Annotated in this window: 19 protein-coding genes; all 19 read right to left on the bottom strand. The window is 61.9% G+C overall.

Annotation, left to right across the window (positions count from 1 at the left end):
- Window positions 1-4: 4 nt before the first annotated feature.
- Window positions 5-871, bottom strand: coding sequence for a FliA/WhiG family RNA polymerase sigma factor (locus tag XX99_RS14880; RefSeq protein WP_082125595.1), 867 nt, complete (start codon window positions 869-871; stop codon window positions 5-7).
- A 112-nt stretch (window positions 872-983) separates the two neighbouring features.
- Window positions 984-3,119: a flagellar biosynthesis protein FlhA gene (gene flhA / locus XX99_RS14875; protein ID WP_082125612.1), complete on the bottom strand. Its 2,136-nt coding sequence runs from the start codon at window positions 3,117-3,119 to the stop codon at window positions 984-986.
- A 55-nt stretch (window positions 3,120-3,174) separates the two neighbouring features.
- Window positions 3,175-4,344 carry an EscU/YscU/HrcU family type III secretion system export apparatus switch protein gene (locus XX99_RS14870; protein WP_050060207.1) on the bottom strand — a complete coding sequence of 390 codons (1,170 nt, stop codon included), beginning with the start codon at window positions 4,342-4,344 and terminating at the stop codon, window positions 3,175-3,177.
- Window positions 4,341-5,141: a flagellar biosynthetic protein FliR gene (locus XX99_RS14865; protein ID WP_050060206.1), complete on the bottom strand. Its 801-nt coding sequence runs from the start codon at window positions 5,139-5,141 to the stop codon at window positions 4,341-4,343. Before XX99_RS14865 ends, XX99_RS14870 begins: the two co-directional genes overlap by 4 nt.
- 4 nt (window positions 5,142-5,145) lie before the next feature.
- On the bottom strand, window positions 5,146-5,415 hold the full coding sequence (locus XX99_RS14860) for a flagellar biosynthetic protein FliQ (protein WP_050060205.1): 270 nt from the start codon (window positions 5,413-5,415) through the stop codon (window positions 5,146-5,148).
- A gap of 85 nt (window positions 5,416-5,500) precedes the next feature.
- Window positions 5,501-6,196, bottom strand: coding sequence for a flagellar type III secretion system pore protein FliP (gene fliP / locus XX99_RS14855; protein WP_050060204.1), 696 nt, complete (start codon window positions 6,194-6,196; stop codon window positions 5,501-5,503).
- A gap of 321 nt (window positions 6,197-6,517) precedes the next feature.
- Window positions 6,518-6,874 carry a FliM/FliN family flagellar motor switch protein gene (locus tag XX99_RS14845; RefSeq protein WP_050060202.1) on the bottom strand — a complete coding sequence of 119 codons (357 nt, stop codon included), beginning with the start codon at window positions 6,872-6,874 and terminating at the stop codon, window positions 6,518-6,520.
- A gap of 213 nt (window positions 6,875-7,087) precedes the next feature.
- A complete protein-coding gene (locus tag XX99_RS14840) occupies window positions 7,088-8,317 on the bottom strand; it encodes a flagellar hook protein FlgE (RefSeq protein ID WP_050060201.1) in 1,230 nt (409 codons plus the stop codon).
- A 35-nt stretch (window positions 8,318-8,352) separates the two neighbouring features.
- Window positions 8,353-8,535: a hypothetical protein gene (locus tag XX99_RS28115; protein ID WP_231581391.1), complete on the bottom strand. Its 183-nt coding sequence runs from the start codon at window positions 8,533-8,535 to the stop codon at window positions 8,353-8,355.
- 131 nt (window positions 8,536-8,666) lie between these two features.
- A complete protein-coding gene (locus XX99_RS28110; RefSeq protein ID WP_231581407.1) occupies window positions 8,667-8,900 on the bottom strand; it encodes a flagellar hook capping FlgD N-terminal domain-containing protein in 234 nt (77 codons plus the stop codon).
- Window positions 8,901-9,038: 138 nt separating this feature from the next.
- Window positions 9,039-10,826: a flagellar hook-length control protein FliK gene (locus tag XX99_RS14830; protein WP_050060199.1), complete on the bottom strand. Its 1,788-nt coding sequence runs from the start codon at window positions 10,824-10,826 to the stop codon at window positions 9,039-9,041.
- Between the two features lie 185 nt (window positions 10,827-11,011).
- The gene (locus tag XX99_RS14825) at window positions 11,012-11,476 is read right to left on the bottom strand and encodes a hypothetical protein (protein WP_050060198.1); all 465 of its coding nucleotides are present in this window, start codon (window positions 11,474-11,476) and stop codon (window positions 11,012-11,014) included.
- A gap of 1 nt (window position 11,477) precedes the next feature.
- Window positions 11,478-12,818, bottom strand: coding sequence for a FliI/YscN family ATPase (locus XX99_RS14820; protein WP_082125594.1), 1,341 nt, complete (start codon window positions 12,816-12,818; stop codon window positions 11,478-11,480).
- Window positions 12,802-13,719, bottom strand: coding sequence for a FliH/SctL family protein (locus XX99_RS14815; RefSeq protein WP_050060197.1), 918 nt, complete (start codon window positions 13,717-13,719; stop codon window positions 12,802-12,804). Before XX99_RS14815 ends, XX99_RS14820 begins: the two co-directional genes overlap by 17 nt.
- Window positions 13,720-13,778: 59 nt before the next feature.
- Window positions 13,779-14,864, bottom strand: a complete 1,086-nt coding sequence (fliG, locus tag XX99_RS14810) for a flagellar motor switch protein FliG (RefSeq protein ID WP_050060196.1) — start codon at window positions 14,862-14,864, stop codon at window positions 13,779-13,781.
- A gap of 7 nt (window positions 14,865-14,871) precedes the next feature.
- Entirely contained in the window at window positions 14,872-16,473 is a 1,602-nt protein-coding gene (fliF, locus tag XX99_RS14805; RefSeq protein WP_050060195.1) for a flagellar basal-body MS-ring/collar protein FliF, read from the bottom strand.
- Between the two features lie 61 nt (window positions 16,474-16,534).
- On the bottom strand, window positions 16,535-16,855 hold the full coding sequence (fliE, locus tag XX99_RS14800; RefSeq protein ID WP_050060257.1) for a flagellar hook-basal body complex protein FliE: 321 nt from the start codon (window positions 16,853-16,855) through the stop codon (window positions 16,535-16,537).
- A gap of 88 nt (window positions 16,856-16,943) precedes the next feature.
- Complete coding sequence (gene flgC / locus XX99_RS14795; RefSeq protein ID WP_050060194.1) at window positions 16,944-17,384, bottom strand: flagellar basal body rod protein FlgC; 441 nt, start codon at window positions 17,382-17,384, stop codon at window positions 16,944-16,946.
- 91 nt (window positions 17,385-17,475) lie between these two features.
- The gene (gene flgB, locus XX99_RS14790; RefSeq protein ID WP_050060193.1) at window positions 17,476-17,874 is read right to left on the bottom strand and encodes a flagellar basal body rod protein FlgB; all 399 of its coding nucleotides are present in this window, start codon (window positions 17,872-17,874) and stop codon (window positions 17,476-17,478) included.
- Window positions 17,875-17,919: the final 45 nt, after the last annotated feature.

Here is a 17,919-nt window from a genome sequence, read left to right as displayed (position 1 = left end):
GCGACTACGTCTTTGTGTTCTTCCCGGTGTTCTTTCCGACTCCGCCTTCGTGGCGCAGAGCTCCCAGATGGCTGCGCAGATGGAGCACGGCCGAGGCGTGGATCTGCGAAACCCTCGACTCGACCACCCCTAAGGTCAAACCGATCTCTTTCATGGTCATCTCCTCGTAGTAATAGAGGGTCATCACCAGACGCTCGCGCTCCGGTAGCTGGTCGATGGCGTCCGCCAGACGGGCCTGCATCTCACCTTTTAGACAGCGGAAGAGCGGAACGTCCTCCGGCCGGTTGGGCACGTAGGCCAGCTCTTCCTCGCCCGAATCCTCGGAGCGCTCGGCGTGCAGCGTGCCGATCTCCAGCCCCTTGAGCTCGCCCAACAGCTGCTGGTATTCGCCCAGGCCCATGGCCAGCTCCGCGGCCACCTCGCTCTCGGCAGGAGCGCGCCCCATCCGCGTGGTCAGCAAGCGGATCGCCTCCTCGACGGCACGGCCCTTGCGGCGCAGATCGCGCGGGCTCCAATCCAAGGTGCGCAGGCTGTCGAGGATTGCCCCGCGAATACGGAACTGCGCGTAGCTGCGAAATTGGACCTTCTTCTCGGGATCGAACTTTTGCAGCGCGTCCATCAGTCCCAGGATGCCGGCGCTGACCAGATCTTCGATCTCCACATGCTGGGGCAGACGCTCGTGAATGCGCCGCGCCAGGAAACGCACTGTGGGTAGATGATCGATCATCATGCGCTCCTGTTCGAGGGTGATCGGCGGCGCGGAAGAAGAGCCGGCATAGGGCTCGGCGGCAGCCTCTCGCGGCTTGGTCTCGGAAGCTTGACCAGCCGTCGCGACGGAGCGCATCGCTCCCGCTTCCCGCCCTTCTGCCATCGTTTCCGGACTACGCCCGGTTCGCCCGGTCAGTCCGGTTGGCAGCTCCCGGTTTTCTTGGCTCCCCATGTCCTGCGTCACTGGCAACACCTCAAATCTTTTCCGGCAACGCCTAACGCACCACACCGATCGATCGCAGCCGCACATCGGAGGGAATCTCTGCAGGCGCAATCACCGCGACCCTGGGAAAGATGTCTTCGAGCCAGCGGTGCAGGTAATAGCGAGCCGGACTCTGGCATAGGAGCACGGGTGGGGCCGAGGAGGATGGGGGGCCGATTAGTTGTTTCAAAGAATCGGCGATGCGCCGCAGCTGCGGAGTGCTGTAAGCATGGCCATCAGAAAGCAGGCGAGCCGCGCTGGCCGGCTGCAGGCTGGATACCAGCTCTTCTTCAATGGCAGGGTCGAGGAGGATGACGCGGAGCGAGCCATCTGGATCGAGAAGCGGCTGAACCACGCGGCGGCCGAGCGCCTGGCGTGCGGTTTCTACCAGCGCAGGCAGGTTCTTGTGGACAGCAGAGGCTTCGACCAGGGCCTCGAGAATCGTGCCCAGGTCGCGGATCGATACCTGCTCGCGCAGCAGCTGCTGCAACACCTTTTGCACCTCGCCCAGGGTCATCATCTTGGGCACCAGTTCCTCGACCAGCTTGGGATGGGTATCGTTGAGCGCGTCTAGCAGCCGCTTGGTCTCGGCCCGGCTCAGCAGTTCATGGGCATGGCGGCGAATCAGCTCGCCCAGATGCGTGCTAATCACGGTAGCGGTATCGACAACGGAGTAGCCTGCCGCTGTGGCCTGATCCTCGAGCCCTGCTTGAATCCAGCGCGCCGGCACTCCGAAGGCCGGCTCCTGCGCTTCCTTCCCAGGTATGGGGCGGGTCTGCGCCTCGGCGCTAACTGCGAGCAGCGAATTCCCTTCTGTCTGCCAGCGGCCAATTTCAATGCCGCGGAGGGAGACAACGTACTCGCGGGGACGAAGGCGCAGATTATCCGAAATGTGAATCGGCGGAATCAGGAAACCAAGCTCGCCAGCCAGATGGCGGCGCAAGTTGCGCACCCGCGCCAGCATCTGTCCGCCCTGCTTCTCGTCAACCAGCGGGATGAGCTGAAAGCCGATTTCCAGGCTCAGGTCTTCCATCTTAAGAAGCGAGGCCAGGTTTTCACCCGATGCTTTGTCGATGGCTTTGCGCTCTTTTTCGACGGCCACGCCTTCCAGTGCGGTCGAAGCCGGGATGCGGCGGGCGCCCCAGGCCAGCAGTGCGGCGAGAGCAAGAAAGGCAGGCTTGGGCAAGCCCGGCACCAGGCAAAGCGCGGCCATGACGGCGCTTGCGACATAGAGCGTAGTCCTCTTGCGGAAGAGCTGAGTTCCCAGTTCGGAGCTGAGCGCGCCGGCCGAGGCGGCGCGAGTCAGAACCATGCCTCCGGCGACGGAGACCAGCAGCGAAGGGATCATGGTGACTAGCCCATCGCCGACGCTGAGAATGGTGTAGGTGCGGACCGCTTCGCCGATCGCGACTCCCTGCTGGATGGTCCCGATCAGCAGGCCGGCGACGATATTGATGGCAGTAATGAGGATCGTAGCCAAAGCGTCGCGCTGATTGAAGCGCGCGGCTCCGTCCATGGCCCCGTAGAACTCGGCCTCCTGGGCTACGGCCAGCCGCCGCGCCCGGGCCGAGGCTTCGTCGATGAGCCCGGCGTTCATATCGGCGTCGATGGCCATCTGCTTGCCGGGGAGGGCGTCGAGGGTGAAGCGCGCGGTGACCTCGGCGGTGCGCACCGCGCCGTGGCTGACGACCAAAAACTGGATGGCGATCAGGGCGAGAAAGAGGACGAAACCGACGACGTAGTTGCCCCCGACGACAAATTGTCCGAAGGATTCGATGACCTTTCCGGCTGCCGCCGTGCCCTCGCTTCCGTGCAGCAGGATGCGCCGGCTGGAGGCAATATTAAGGGAGAGACGAAAGAGAGTGAGGAGCAATAAGAGAGTGGGAAAGACGGAGAAGTCGACCGCCTTGCGCACCTGCACGGCCGAGAGAAAGACCAATACCGAGGCCGCCATCGATCCGGCCAGCAGCAGGTCCATCAGGGCGGCGGGGATGGGGATCAGCATGACGAAAATGACACTGATCGCACCCAGGGGCAGGGCCAGGTCTTTGGCCATCCTGAATGCTTTCTGGCGCGGCTTTTCTGCGGCACTCGCGTGCGAGGCGGCAGCGCGCGCGGTAGCCGGGGCGACGGCGATTGGGGTGCTCATATGGACTCCTGGCTGGACTGCTCGCCGGACGGCGGTGAAAGACTGGTCGCTGGTCTCATTGGTTTGCCGGATTTGCCAGTGCAGCAGCATCGATTCGGCGAGCGTTGGGGCTCAAACGTTCAAGATCGGGTTCTTCCTGTTTCTGCTTTTCGTGTTTTTGTTTTTCCGCGCGCAGCCGTTCCTCGACCTGCCGGCGATACAGATAGGCGAGGATGGCAGCGACGGCAGCGTAGAGGTCGTGGGGAATGGACTGCCCCGGCTCGAGATGGCGGTAGAGGGAACGGGCCAGAGGCGGGTTTTCGACAATCGGAACTCCCGCCCACCTGGCTTCGTCCTTGATCTGCGCCGCCAGCAGGTCGCGGCCCTTGGCCAGGAGGCGAGGCGGCTCCATGGTCTCGAAGCTGAAGCTCAGAGCCACGGCGTAGTGGGTGGGATTGGTGATCACTACCGAGGCCCGGCGGATGTCGGCCTTGAGCAGCCGCCGGCGCATCTGGCGGCGCAGGGACTTGATCTTGCCGCGAATCTGCGGGTTGCCCTCAGTCTGCTTCTGCTCCTCGCGCAGCTCCTGCTTGGACATCCGCTGCCGCGACTCCCAGCTGCGCCATTCGACCAGATAGTCAACTGCCGACCAGGCGAAGAGAATCCATGCGGTATCGAGCAGGATGTCGTAGGCAGCGGAAAACATGCCGGGGAGCTGCTCCACGCTCAACGGCGGGACGGTGCTCTGGTGCACGATCTTACGTATGGCGAGAATCGCTAGAATGGCCGCGGGCAGCAGCGATTTCAACAGCCGCGCCAGGCCGCGCAGGGAGAAGAGGTTTTGCAGATTCTGCACAGGATTGATGCGCTGCCACTTCCATTGCAGGGCCTCAGCATGGAAGGCCACGCCGCCGCCCTGACCCACGCCGGCCAGGAGCGCTCCCGCGGTGACGGCTCCGAACAGTAGCGCCAAGGGAGTCAGCATGACCAGAGCGACTTGGCGAATAGCACAGACTTCTTCGCCAACGCTATCGAGTTGCCCTGCGTGCGCCGATCCCATCGCCAGAAAACTCTGGAAGACCGCGCCCCACTGGCCGGCCCATCGACCGGTGAGCGCACCCAGCGCCAGCACTCCCGAGACCATGGCCGCCGCCGAGACCAATTCGCGGCTGCGGACCCGATCGCCTTTTTGGGCAGCCTGCTGGCGCCGCCGAGGCGAGGCCCGTTCGGTGCGCTCTCCACTCATGGCAGCCTCATGGCGTGGCGCATGAGGAGCTCGCCGCGGTCGAGAAAGAGCGAAAAGCGGCCTTCGAGAAAACGCGGCCACAAGGCCAGCGATCCGAGCAGGACGGTGTATCCGAGCAGGGTTTTGGCGGGGATGGCCACCATCATGACCGGCAGCTGCGGGGAGAGCTTGCCGAGAACGGAAACCGCGACTTCGACCAGCAGAGTGGCCGCGACCACCGGCGCGGCCAGCTGCAGGGCGGCAAAGAAGACTCCGCTGAGCATGCCCACAAGCGTGAGCGCAGCGGGGCCGCTGAGCCACACCGCACCCACTGGGGCTTCGTGAAAGCTGCGCAGCAGGGCGAGCAGCACATCGCGATACAGGCCGGAGCCGAGCAGCACGAGTGTGCCCAGAAGCGTGAACATCTGGCTGAGAAGCGGTGTCTGCAGCGGCGCGTTGGGGTCGAGAAGGTTGACCAGCGAAAAGCTGAACTGAAAGCCCAGCACCTGTCCAGCAAAGATCAGTATTTCGCTGAACATGGTGAGGGCGAAGCCGAAGACCAGACCGATACTCAACTCTCCGGCGATGGAGGGCAGGCCCAGCTCCGCATGGGCCAAGGGAAGCGCAGCCACCATGGGGGCGAGCAGGAGCGAGGTAATTAGCACAAAGACGGTTTTTACCCGTACCGGAATCGCTTCGGACGAAAAGACAGGAGCGAAGAGCATCAACCCGCTCAGCCGGATCATGACCAGGACCATGGCGGCAAGAAAGCGTGGCCAGTCGGGGGGAGCGCTTTTCAGCAGCGCGGAGAGGTTCATGGCGTTAACCGAGATACCGACGCAGGTCGGTAAAGAGCGTCACCGTGTACCAGACCAGCCGCTGAGCGAACCAAGGCAGCCCGGCCAGGATCAGGCCGACGACAATCAGCAGGCGCGGCACCGTAGTAAGGGTCTGCTCCTGAAGCGAGGTCAGGGTCTGCAGCAGGCTCAGCAAAAAGCTGGTCAGGCTGGCGGCGAGCAGGATCGGCGCGCTGATCAGCATGGCCTCGCGCAGCAGATGACGCATGATCTCGACCGCCTGATCGGTTCCCAACGGTGACCTCCTGTGATGACACCGACTTCGAAATGGCACCGGCCTCTGGTTGGTTCTCTGTCAACCCACTTCTGCCGGGTTCTCTTTAAAAACTTTTTAAGAGCGATCCCGCCAGCAGGTTCCAGCCATCGGCCATAACGAAGAGCAGGATCTTGAGTGGCGTCGAGATCACCACCGGCGGCAGCTGAAACATGCCGATCGAAGTGGTGATAGAGGCGACGATCATGTCCACCAGCAGAAAAGGCAGAAAAAGGACAGCCCCGATCTCAAATCCTGCCTTGAGCTCGGAGAGCATATAAGCGGGCGCGACCACGCGCAGCGGCAGGTCTTGAGGGCGGTTCGGCTTGGGGACCAGGGCCGCCGCAGTAAAGAGCGCCAAGTCTTTCTCCCGTGCATAACGCAGCATGTAGAGGCGGGGCGGATCGCAGCCGCGCTCGATGGCTTCGAGACCGGTGAGCTGTCCCTGCCGGAAAGGATCGACCGCCTGCTTCTCGACATCGGCCAGCACCGGCTGTATGAGAAACCAGGTCATCATCAGACCCAGGCCCATCAACACCTGGTTGCTGGGCGCGGTCTGTGTTCCGAGAGCCTGGCGGAGAAAGTGGAAGACCACCAGCAACCGCACCATTGGCGTCATGGACAGCACGATGGCCGGCAAGAGGGTCAGCAGCGTCAGCGTGAAGAGAATGGTCCAGGGAACGGAGCCGCTGTCGACGCCGCGCCCGAAAATATGCGGCAAAGGAGGCAAGGGCTTGGTGCTCAACAGAGCGAGGAGGATCACCGGGATATCTCCTCTTGCCGCCAAACGATGACTGGTACAGCGATGTCCCGAGATAGAGGCAGGACCTCGATGAGCGGAGCCATCGAATCACCAGAAGAAGCGAGAAGGAACCTGCGACCGTTGCAGGCGATGAGCATAATGGCTTTCTTGCCGCCTACGCCCAGCCGCTCTTCGATGCGCAGAGATCGCGCCGGTTGAAGACTCCAGCCTACCCGCTTCCAGAACCGGACAAGCCACGGTTGCAAAGTTGAACTGCGCGGCGCATGACCGCCGGGATGAGGACCGAATGCGGTCAGCTGGGGAGGCGGCGAGGATGAGGCGCTAAAGAACACGGGTCACCCTCACCGCCAGAACATCGTCGACAACCTCGAACTCAGTCCAGGTAAGCTGTGCGCCGCCGCACCAAATGGGCACGTCTTCGGCGTAGGGCCATGCAGTTTCGAGAACAGCACCTTTTTCGAGCGCCAGCAGATGACGGATACGGAAGTTAGGGATGGGCACCGACACGTTTAGCTGCAACGGCAGCCCGGCCAGCGCCGCATTCTGGCTGGGATCGGCCCAGCTTCGATTCTGCTCGCTCTGATCTTTCTCGCTGGCCGGCGTATGCAACAGAGCGGAGCCGATGCTTTGCGCCGGGTGCGGCGTCGGCGATGGGGCAGCTGGAGTATCGGCGGTCATGCCGGGAGGAAGTGCATTCGTGTGACCTGAAATAGGTCAGAGGGGATTAGAAGAATTTAAGAGAGCTATGAAAACGCCAAGACCTGTCACCACAGTTATCGAAAAAAACGCGGCTTCCGGTTGGGAAAGCCGCGCTAGCGAACCATAAACTCTGGGGCGATGAGTCCAGAACAATACCTTTCGAGGAGGGAGTTTTCTGCCCCGGACCATCCGTTAGTGAATCATGTTGATGGTGTCCTGAGAAACAGTGTCGAAGGTGGTGACGGCCTTCGAGCTGGCTTCATAGGCCTGCTGCGCGATGATCAGATTGGAGAATTCAGCCGAGATGTTGACGTTCGACTGTTCCAGAGCATCATCCTCGATAGTGCCCAGGCCGCCGGTTCCGGCCGTGGCCACAGAGGCCGAGCCCGATGCCAGCGTGGTTTCATAGTTATTGCCGCCGAGCAGTGTCAGGCCTTCCGGGTTGGTGACGTTGGCCACCGCCAGCTGCCCGATCGGCGAGGTTTGGCCATTCGAAAAAGTGGCCGAGATCTGACCGCTGGCGTCGACGGTGAAGCTCTGATACTGACCGCTGGTGAAGCCATCCTGGGAAGTTGCTGGAGCCGCCGAGGGCTGGGAAAACTGAGTGATCGTCGGCTGGCCATTCGCACCATAAAGATTCCAGTTGAAGGTTAAGTTGCTCGCTCCGTCGGAGAGCCCGGTAAAGCTGATTCCGGCGACATTGGCTGCGGGCGCGGTCAGATCGCCATTGCTATTGAAGGTTAGATTGCCGGTCAGGTTCGTTCCGCTGGTCGCAGCGCCTGCGGGCAGGGCGATGCTATAGCTCCAGGTATTCGTACCGGTATTGGTAAAGGTGACGGTGGCGAGCTGCGGGGTTCCCAGGGAGTCGTACAACTTAATCTGCGCGGGAAAGGTCGTTCCCACCGCCGCAGAGGAGTCGAGGTTCGCGGTAATCGACATGTTGGCGGTGGCCGCCGGCTGTTCGACCTGGCCCACCGGAATTTGCAGAGGAACCAGGGGAGAGTTGGTGTTGACCACGCCATTCGCGGCTGGATATCCCATCACCTGCAGGCCGCTCTGGGTGGTGAGAAAGCCGGTCGGACTCAGGGTAAAACTGCCGTCGCGGGTATATTCGCTGGTTCCGCCGTTTTGGAGGACGAAGAAGCCGTTGCCGCTGAGAGCCACGTCCGTCGGATTGCCGCTGACAGGGTTGATGCTGCCTCCGGAGAAATCGGTTGAGGTGGAGGCGATCTGTGTTCCCGCTCCTACTTCGAGCAGGTCCCCCGAGCCTGTCGTGCCGATCTGCTGGTAAAACAGGTCGCTGAAGCTGACGTTCTGGCTCTTGAAGGCAGTGGTGTTCATGTTGGAAAGGTTGTTGGCGATGGTGTTAAGGGCGGTCGACGAGCTCTCAAGACCGGTTAACGGGATGGAAAACGAGGACATAATCTCTCTCCTTAATTCGAAATTTGGATATACAGCTACTGCAGCCCGAGACCCTGGAACCGAGGAACATGGTTGATGTCGGCAGCTGGGGATGGATGTGCGGGGTCTCCGGCCTGCGGGGCCAGCGAGCCGGCGATCTCGTTGGCGGAGGCGGAGAAGCTCGGCGGATGGACGGGATTAGGGCTGAGGTTGCCATGCGCGGTAGTCCGTTGATGCACCGAGCCCGATCCTGAAGAGCCAGCCCCCGACGGACCCGCACCTGATGAACCCGCACCTGATGAACCAGATCCAGACGAGCCTGAGCCTGATGAAGAAGATGAGCTCCCTTCCGTGTTCTGGTCAATCTGGATCAGCTGTTGCAGGCTATTGACCTGGACCAGCTGATCGACATACTCGTTGGGATCTGTGTCGGCGGTGGGTCCTGATTTTGCAGCTCCGTGACCAGCAGTTGGAGAAAGTCATTGGCGGTGATGGTCGCCGTTGACGTTGGGCTCGAGTCCGACGAGCCGGACGAAGAATCTGTCGCACTGGATGCGGCCGCTCCTCTACCGGCACTCCCTGGACCTTTCGCCGAAGCGGTCATCGCGGAGGGCGTGGTCTGCAGTGGTTTCCAGGGCGAGGTCTGGGGTTGATGGGCTGCAATATGCATAAGGCTTCCTTTCTCTGCGTTGCTCAAGTACGAACATTGCCGGCCGGATAATGTGTTGGCCAGATTGGCCGGTCAGACACGAACGTTGATGTAGGACGGCAGCGGGCCGCTTTCACCTTCCTCAGCCCAGTCGGACTGAGACATTCGGGCGAGACCTGCGGAAAGAGGGGGGGCCGCGGGCGAACTTTCCGATGCCCTGCCTCCGGGGCTTTGTCCGCCCTCGCGCTGCGGCGCACTGCGATCGCCCTGCGGCATCTGTTGTTCCACTCCGAGATGGCTCAACCGCACCTGCTGGTCGCCTAGGTACTCGTGAAGGGATGGCAGCTGGGCGGCGAGGCTGGCATGGCTCAGAGCCGAGTTAGTTACGAGAGCGGCGGAGATCTGGCCGGCGGCGGAGTGAGCATCGATCTCGAGATATCCCAACGCCGGATCGTGGACGCCGACGGCGAATCGATTGGCAGTGGAGTGGAGGGTGACGGCCGGGGCCGCCTGATCGAGCCGCTGGTACGGATCGAGCCCCGCGACGGACGCCGAGCCATGAGCGACAGCGGAGGAAGCGGGACCTGTTGCAGCCGGACCTATTAGAGCCGGAACTGTTACGGTCGGACCAATGGTGGCCGAACCGGATATTGCCAAGTCCGACATTACTGGATCTGCCGTGAGTGGACCGTGCAATGCGGAGCCGGTTGTTCCGTCATGGGTGGCGATCGCGGCCATCCCTTCTGGGACAGGATGGCCAGCGAGCGCCCCCTTCCCGGGGATTGACTTCGAAGTGGCCGGGGGGATCTGGAGCGACATCTCTGCTCTGTCCTGCTGGGAAATCGGCATCGAGCCGGGCAAGCTCGATGCACCTCCTGCAATCGGAGCGTTGCGATCTGCGGATGACGAAAGCTGGGCGTCAGTAACCGGGACGTCAGCCGGGGCTTTGCTACCCGTTGTCTCATCCGCTCCGGCGATTTCGGGGACGGCTTGATCGTCCGGTGCAGAAATCGTGGAACTCTGAGGAGTCGACGCCAATCCGCTCTCCGCGGCCCGTTGGGCACCGTTGTCGACGCTATGCGTGGCTGCGGCAATCTGGGCGCCGTCCGGCCTCAAGAATGGCTCTGTATTCGTGAGCAGTACAGCAGAGCCTGTCGCTGTGACTGAGGCAGGAGGGTGGGGGGCCGTTGCCGCAAAAACAGAGTCCGACCCTGACACTTTAAGAGAGGCCAATTTGCCCACCGCAGAAGCGGATTCGAGTGACGCGGAAAGACTTGCCGAAGACGCTCCGGTTCGCGACGCAAGCGGGGTTTTCGACGGGGCATCGGCCTCTTGAGGCGCTCGCGCTTCGTCAGGAAGAAGCTGAGACGAAGCGTGTGCCGATTGCGCCGGTGACGGCGCGAGCCACGGACGGATGGCCGCAGCGCCACCGGAGTTCCCGTTCGCGATCGAGGGAAGGTTAAGGCCTGGAATCGCATTTGGGCTCACACTTCGGGTTGCGTCGCCCGCCAGCGCCGGAGCTTCGAGCGGAGAAGTTTCGAGTGACGCGCCTTTGAGTGACGCGTCTTTGTATGACAAATCCGGTGACAGATTCAGCCGCAGGTCGTGAAGAACAGAGTTAGCTTCCTTGCTATCCGGTGCAGCCTCGTCCGTCTTTTCCTGTTTGTCTTGTTTCTCCTGAACGAGTTGACTGCTTATTTGGCTGGCCAGCCGGGTCGATGGCAGGCTGGAGGCGGTATGGCCTGTCAGCAGCGTGGCGAAATTCGGGGCGGCGCCGGTTCGCGGAGTTGGGGACTGGGCTGAGAGAGCGCCCTCGTGGAACTCCAATGCAGCCGCGGGGTTCGATGCTGTGACGGGCTGCGGCCCGCTGGCCAGTCGCATTGCTTGCACCTCGATTGCGTGAAGTGCAGGAGAGGGACCGAAGGAGCGGGTGAGGAGATAAGAAAAATCTCATGATGGCGCGCCATAGGCGAGTTTAGTGATTGGCCGTTCCCTGCAATCATTTTCGAGTCAATTCCTACCTATTCGTCTCGACCAGTCTTGATCCATTCCCTTCCGGCGCATCCTCAGCGACGCGGACGCGATCGTGAAGCCGCGTACCAATCATCAAGCGCGCGCTGTTCGCGCCTCGCGGCTTCGAACCGGCGCTGTAAGGCCATGCCCTGCTCAATCTTCTCGACTTGCTGCCGCTCCTTGCGCCGGGCCAGGAACTCTTCGCGCAGAAGCAGCATGTGCTGTTCTTCCCAGCTGGCTATCCGCTCCAGTTGATGCCGCCGGACGAGAGAGGCCTCGCGTGCCCTCCCGGCGAGAGATCTTCGCTCGCTCTCTTCGAGCGTCTCCTGTACGAGAAGCTTTTGCGGTGCGAGCAGCGGAGCGATGCTCTCCCGTAGCAGCTTCTGCTCCGCTCCCGCTTGCCGCCTCCCGGCTTCCTCTATGATTTTGGTCCGGGCCACCTGTCTCTCCAGATCCGCGCGTGCGGCCTCCTCGAAGAGCGCACGCAGGCGCAACAGCCGCTGATAGGCGCCCGGCACGCTAGAGCCTGCCCGACAGCGCCAGCAGATCTTCGACCGCCTGCGGAAAGGTGATGCGCTCGGCGGCACCCTGCTCGAGGTAGGCGCGAATCGCGGAGCGGGAAGCGACCGCGGCATCGAGAGCGGCATCGGTCCCCGGCTTATAGGCGCCGATGCGAATCAAATCTTCTGATCGGGTGTAGACGGCGAGCATGCGGCGGACCGCTGCTGCGGACCGCCGGTGTTCGGGAGTAACCACGGCCGGCATCAGGCGGCTGATCGAATCCAGCACCTCGATGGGAGGATACCAACCCTCGGCGGCCAATCCGCGGGAGAGCACGATGTGCCCGTCGAGTAGGGATCGTACCGCGTCAATGAGCGGATCCTGCTGGTCGTCGCCCTCCATCAGCACGGTATAGAAAGCGGTGATACTGCCGCGGGAGAACTGGCCAGCCCGTTCGATGAGGCGGGCCAGTTTCTGAAAGACAGAAGGCGTGTAGCCCTTGGCAGTTGGAGGCTCGCCCGCAGCCAGCCCCACTTCCCGCGCCGCCATGGCGAAGCGGGTGAGCGAATCGAAGACCAGCAGCACGTGCCTTCCCTGCCCGGCAAAATATTCGGCCACGGCTGTGGCAGCCTGGGCTGCGCGCATGCGCAGGATGGGCGACTGGTCGGAGGTCGAAACGATCACCGCGGCGCGGCGTCGGCCTTCTTCGCCAAGACTCTCGTCCAAAAACTCGCCCACCTCGCGGCCCCTTTCTCCGACCAGCCCTACGACGATAATTTCGGCTTCGCTGTTGCGCGTCATCATCCCGATCAGAGTGCTCTTCCCTACGCCCGAGCCGCCGAAGATGCCGATGCGCTGGCCCCGGCCCACGGTCAGCAGGCCGTCAATGGCGCGCACCCCGGTGCCGATCGGGGTCCGGATGGCGACTCGATCGAGCGGTTGAGGCACGCTCCCCTCAAGGGGCAGCGCGATGGCCCGGCCCAGTCCGCCCTGGCGGTCGATGGGCCGGCCGAGAGCATTCAACACCCGCCCCACCAGCCGATCCCCGGCCTCGAAGCAGGGGATGGCGCCGAGGCTGCCGATCTCGTCCCCGAAACGAATTCCCTCGGAGGAGTCGACGGTCATCGATACCACGTTGCGGCCGTGAAAGCCGATGACCTCGGCCAGATGACGGCCTCCAGAGCCATCGACAATCTCACAGGAGTCGCCCAGCGAACAGGGTGGACCGGTCGACTCGATGGTCTGCCCCGAGGCCTCGCAGATTTGCCCCTTCCAGCGCAGCAACGGAAGATGCGGGAGGCGCGAAAAATAGGCCTCCAGCATAGGAAACTCTTCGGGCTGGCTAAGAAGTGCCGGCATATGAAGTCTGCGTTCCCTGTTCGGACATAGTGTGGGCCCCGGAGGTGGCGTGGGATCTGGATATCACGCTTGGACCGGCGATCACACGAGCGCCGGATAACGCGTGGAATTGCGGCCCCATCCGCCTGTCTCTAGCTTTACTGACTCCATCGGTTCTGTGGGTTTCATCGGAGCCGTGAGTTTCATGGGGACCAGGAACTGCATTGGCTCCACGCTGTTCCAAAAGATCGAAAAATCCTCGGTCAATCTCTTGCAACTGCGCACGTACGCCGAGGTCCACGCGGCCCAACTCGGTTTCGAGCCGGCAGTCTCCCGCCTGCATTTGGCTGTCGGAGATTACGGCGAGGCGTAGAAGCAGATCAGGCGTAAGATGCATTCTTTCGGTCCACAACTCCGCTTCTTCAGAGGGCACGCAAAGACGAACCTGGGTCGCCTCGGAGAGCTGTCCCAGAGCCACCCTCACCGCCCCGGCGAGGAGCAGCGGATCAATTTGGACCTCGCGATGGAGGACGTGCGCAGCGATGGATAGCGCCAGCTGCACGACCTCCCGCTCGACGCGGGCGAAATAGGATTTCTGCTCGCCCGCGAATGTGTCGACCGCTCGCACCAGAGCCCCAAAGGCGAGCCGGCGTTGATCGTCACTCCGCGATTCTTGCTCGGTACAGGCCGCCTCGTAGCCCTGGGCGCGGGCAGCCGCCAACTGCTGGTCGATACTGGCGGAGAGTGCGTCCTTCTCCGCCTGCAGACGCCCGATTCTGGTCAGCAACTCTACCTGGTCCGGGGGGATCCGCTCGATCTGTCCCATCTGCTCTAGAGAAAAATCTAGCACCGACGGCTCGCCGGGCAGAGCGCCCATCGGCGTGTACTCCAAGGGCACAATTTTGACGCTCTTCGTGATCAAGACTCTCTCCCTCTCAGCTGATGGCTGCTGTCTTTCCGCTTCCCATGCTCCGGCGAGGTTTATATCATCACGTCGTCGCCCTGCTCCAGCTTGAGGATGACCTTGCCTTCGGCCTCCAACTGGCGGGCGAGGTTCAGGATCTCCTGCTTGGCCGCCTGCACCTCGCGGGTGCGCACCGGCCCAAGGACTTCCATATCGTCCTTCAGCATATCGACGGCGCGCGAAGACATGGCGCGGAAGAAGTGGGCGCGGAGATCCTCAGCCGAGCCGCGCAGCGCCAAGGCCAGCTGCCGCTTATCCACGGCGGAGACTATTTCGCGCATGCTGACGGCGGGAATGGTGACCAGGTCGTCGAAGGTGAACATCAGGTTGCGGACCTTCAGCGCCATCTCCGGATTGTCGTCCTCGATCTGCTCCAGAACCTTCTTGGCTTGCTCGGCTTCGAGGCGATTGAGCAGGTCGGCCACGGCTTTGAATCCCGAATAGGCCTTGCGACTGCTGTCACCGACGTTTTCCAGCCGCTTGTGGAGGATGAGAGCGACCTTTTGCGCCATCTCCGGCGAGAACTGGCGCATGGCTCCCAGCCGCTTGATAGCCTCTACACGATTGGCTTCCGTCAGGCTGTTCAAGACCAGGGAGGCGCGCTTGGGATCGAGGTGCGCCAGCACCAGGGCCACGGTCTGCGGATGTTCGCCGTCGAGAAATTTGCCCAGCTGCAGTGGGTCGACCTTCTGCAGCATGGCCAAATTGCCGTGGCTGGCATCGTGCGCCCGCTTGACCATCTCCATGAGATCTTCGGCGCGCTGTTTGCCGAAAGAGTCGACGAGAAGTTTGGTGGCATAGTCGAGACCTCCGTGCATCATGTACTGCTGGGTCTCGAGCATCTCGTGAAACTCCTCGACCACGGCGTAGGAGAGGTCGGGAGTAATATTTCTGAGCTGCGAAAGCTCCGCTGTGAGCTTCTGTACATCTGGCTCGGGAAGGTTCTGGAGAACCTTTCTGCCCAACTCGTCGCCCATAGCCACCACCAGGATGGCGGCCTTGCGAATTCCCGGAAGACTGGCCACCCGCGTTCGCAACGTCGGATTGGGCGCGGTAAGGCCGGTCGGCGGAGGCGTCGGGGAGGTAGCGGGCGCTGTACTCATGGTTCCCTCACTCCGTATGAATCCAGCTCTGCAGGAGCCGGGTGCTTTGTGCTGGCTCACGACGCAGCCGCTCGGTCACCGATTCGAAGATTGCCTGGGCCTCCTCACGCTGCTTCTCCGCAGCCAATAATGCAGGATCCGGCGCCGGCATCGCGTGGGTTGCTGCCAGGGCCGAGTCAGCGGGTGATGGCAGCGCCTTTCCCGCAATCTGCAGATTGCGCATCACGGGCCGCACGACGAAGAACAGCAGCCCAAACATCCCCAACAGCACAACACCGAGTTTCAGCAATGGCTGGGAGGCGGTAGCACTCTGCAGAAGTCTCTCCACCAGCGGGGGCGACGGGGCTGCCTGGTCATCAAAATAAAGATTCTCGACGTTGACTATGTCGCCCCGCGCCGCGTCGTAGCCAACGGTGGCCTGGGCCAGCTCGGCCAGATGCTTCATCTCCTCGGCGGAGCGCGGCTGCCAGCTCACTTTCTTGCCATTGATAGCTTTCCGATAGTTGATGAGGATGGCGGCAGTGAGGCGGTGCAGCTTCCCTGCTCCCTGAGTTGTATGACGGACTCTCTTTGAGGCTCCATAGGTTCCACTCTCCTGTTTCTCGCTCTGCGTCTCGGGAGTGGTTTTCGGATAAAGGGGCGGCTGCACGTTGGGCGCGTTGCTGGCCGTGCCGGGCACCCCGGCAGGCGTCGCTGCGCCCGCGGTCTGCTCGGAGCGTTGCATGGATAGGGTGACAACGCCATTCGGATCGTATGTCTCGTCTACCTCGTCGGCGATCGAGGTGTCGTATTCGACGTTCACCGAGGCGTGGACATTTCCCGAGCCGGCCACTGGCTCCAGCGTCTCCACCAGCTTGGCAGCGAGCTGTTGCTCATAAGCCGCAATCTCTGCGCTGCCGCTGCTCTTTCCCAGCTGGCGTCCTTCCGCATCCACCAGGACGACATGCTCGGGGTGGAGATCGTCGACAGCGCTGGCCACCAGGTTGCGCACCGCCTCGGCTTCGTCCTGAGACAAGGTTCGATGACGCAACTTGAGCACTACTGAAGCCTTGGCGTCGCGCTGCTGCTCGTTGAAGAGCGAGTCGTGGGGCAGAACCAGATGGACGCGCGCGCTTTCGACATCGGCCAGGGTGCCGATGGTGTGTTCCAGCTCGCCCTCGAGGGCTCGTTGGTAATTGACCTTTTCGTCGAACTCGGAGCCCACCCAGTTGGGTTTGTCGAAGAGATCGAAACCCATGCGACCGCTGCGCGGGCCACCTTTGGCAGTAGTTGTCAGACGAGCTTTGTCGAGTGACTCGGCGGGAACGCGAAGCGCGGTGCCGTCGGAGGAGACATCGTAAGGGATAGACGCAGCGGTAAGCTCCGCAGCCATCTCACGGGCATCGCCGGCATCGAGCCCGGCGTATAGGGTGCGCCAGTCTGTACGCGTGGCATACCAGACGATGGCAGCAACGCACACCACGCTGAAGGCTACGGCGATGGCCAGCCACTTTCGCTGTGCGGGCGGAAGCTCTTTCAGACGAAGGCCAAGATGGGAGAAGAGCGTGAGGGCGCGCTCTTCCAGTCCCTTGTTTCCTGATGCTGCCGCCGGCTGTCGATTTTCGTCCATTTGTTGTCTTCCTGATTCTGCTGATTAACTTTTCCCAGAGCTCAAGGACTGAGAAAAGACTTTAAAACTGCATCTGCATCACCTGCTGATACGCCGTGACTGCCCGGTTGCGTACGGCCAACGCCATCTCGAAGGCCATCTGCGACTTTTGGGTGGCGATCATGGCCTGATGGACGTCGACTCCGGCTCCGCTCATCAATCCCTGCACGGCAGTGGTGGCCTGACTATCGAGCTGATTGACATTGGCGATCGCACTCTGGAGTAAATCGGAGAAGGGCGGGGCACCGGCCGCTCCCGAGCCCAGCGACGGCGAGGCCGAGAGTGGAGACTCAAGACCTGCGCTCAGCGTGGCCATAGCACTCGATAACGGATCGGCTTGCATGTCGAATTCCTCCTTAAATAAAAGATCAAGAAGCTTCTTCAAATAAAAGATCAAGAAGCTTCTTCAGAACGCCTCTCGGGAAGGCGTCCTACTTCAGAATGTCCAGCGAGGCGCTGATCATGCCTTTCGTCGCCTGCACGGCGGAGCTGTTGAGGCCGTAGGCGCGGGAGGCGCTGAGCAGATCGACCATCTCGGTGAGCGGATTGATGTCGGGATAAGAGACGTAGCCGTTTTCGTCAGCGTCCGGATGCTGGGGATCGTAGCGGCTCAAACCAGCAGCCTTGTCCGCGACTACCGCCGATATTTCGACTCCGCCAATATCGCCGTTGGCTTGCGAAGGAAAGGAGTCGGCAAAGCTTTTGAGCTGGGGAGCCTGCGATTGAAAGACCACATGCTGGCGCTGATAAGGACCACCCTCGGGGGTGCGCGTGGTTTCGGCGTTGGCCATGTTCGACGCCACGACTTCGGCCCGCAGCCGCTCGGCGGCGAGAGCGGTGCCGCTTACCTCCATCACTCCGAACAGATTCATGATTTTCCTCCTCGTGTCTTGCGATGAACCGGCTGGCTAAAAGCCGGTTAGCGGTTAGCCATGGTGACGGGAAAAGTCTTCTGTATCTGGCTCACTTGCTGTCGGCGTGGATGGCATCGAGGATGGTACTTACCTCGTGCTTCAAGAGTTCCACCCCGGCGCGGAACTGGAGCTGTGCCTCGGCCATCTTCATGCCCTCGCGGTCCATCGAAACGTTGTTGCCATCCGGGCGCTCAAGCAGGCCGTCGACCTTTTCGACCGCGGCGCGTTTGCTTGTGAGAGAAAGGTTTCCGGCCGAGTCCTCTTCCCGACGGCGTTCAGCAATCACTGCGGCGATCGACCGCTCCATCTCGGCTCCGAAGTCGATACCCATGGTGCGGTATCCCGGAGTATCGATGTTGGCCATATTCTGCGCGGTCAGCTTTAACTCCAGACTGGAGAGATCGAGATAGCTGGCCAGCTGGTCGGTCAATGACGTGGTGATCTGCATCGTTTCTCCTATCGTTGTCCGTGAATCGTGTTCGATCCCTGCCAT

This window comes from Silvibacterium bohemicum (assembly GCF_001006305.1).
Lineage (GTDB): Bacteria > Acidobacteriota > Terriglobia > Terriglobales > Acidobacteriaceae > Silvibacterium > Silvibacterium bohemicum.
This window is presented reverse-complemented; position numbering and strand designations above follow the sequence as displayed.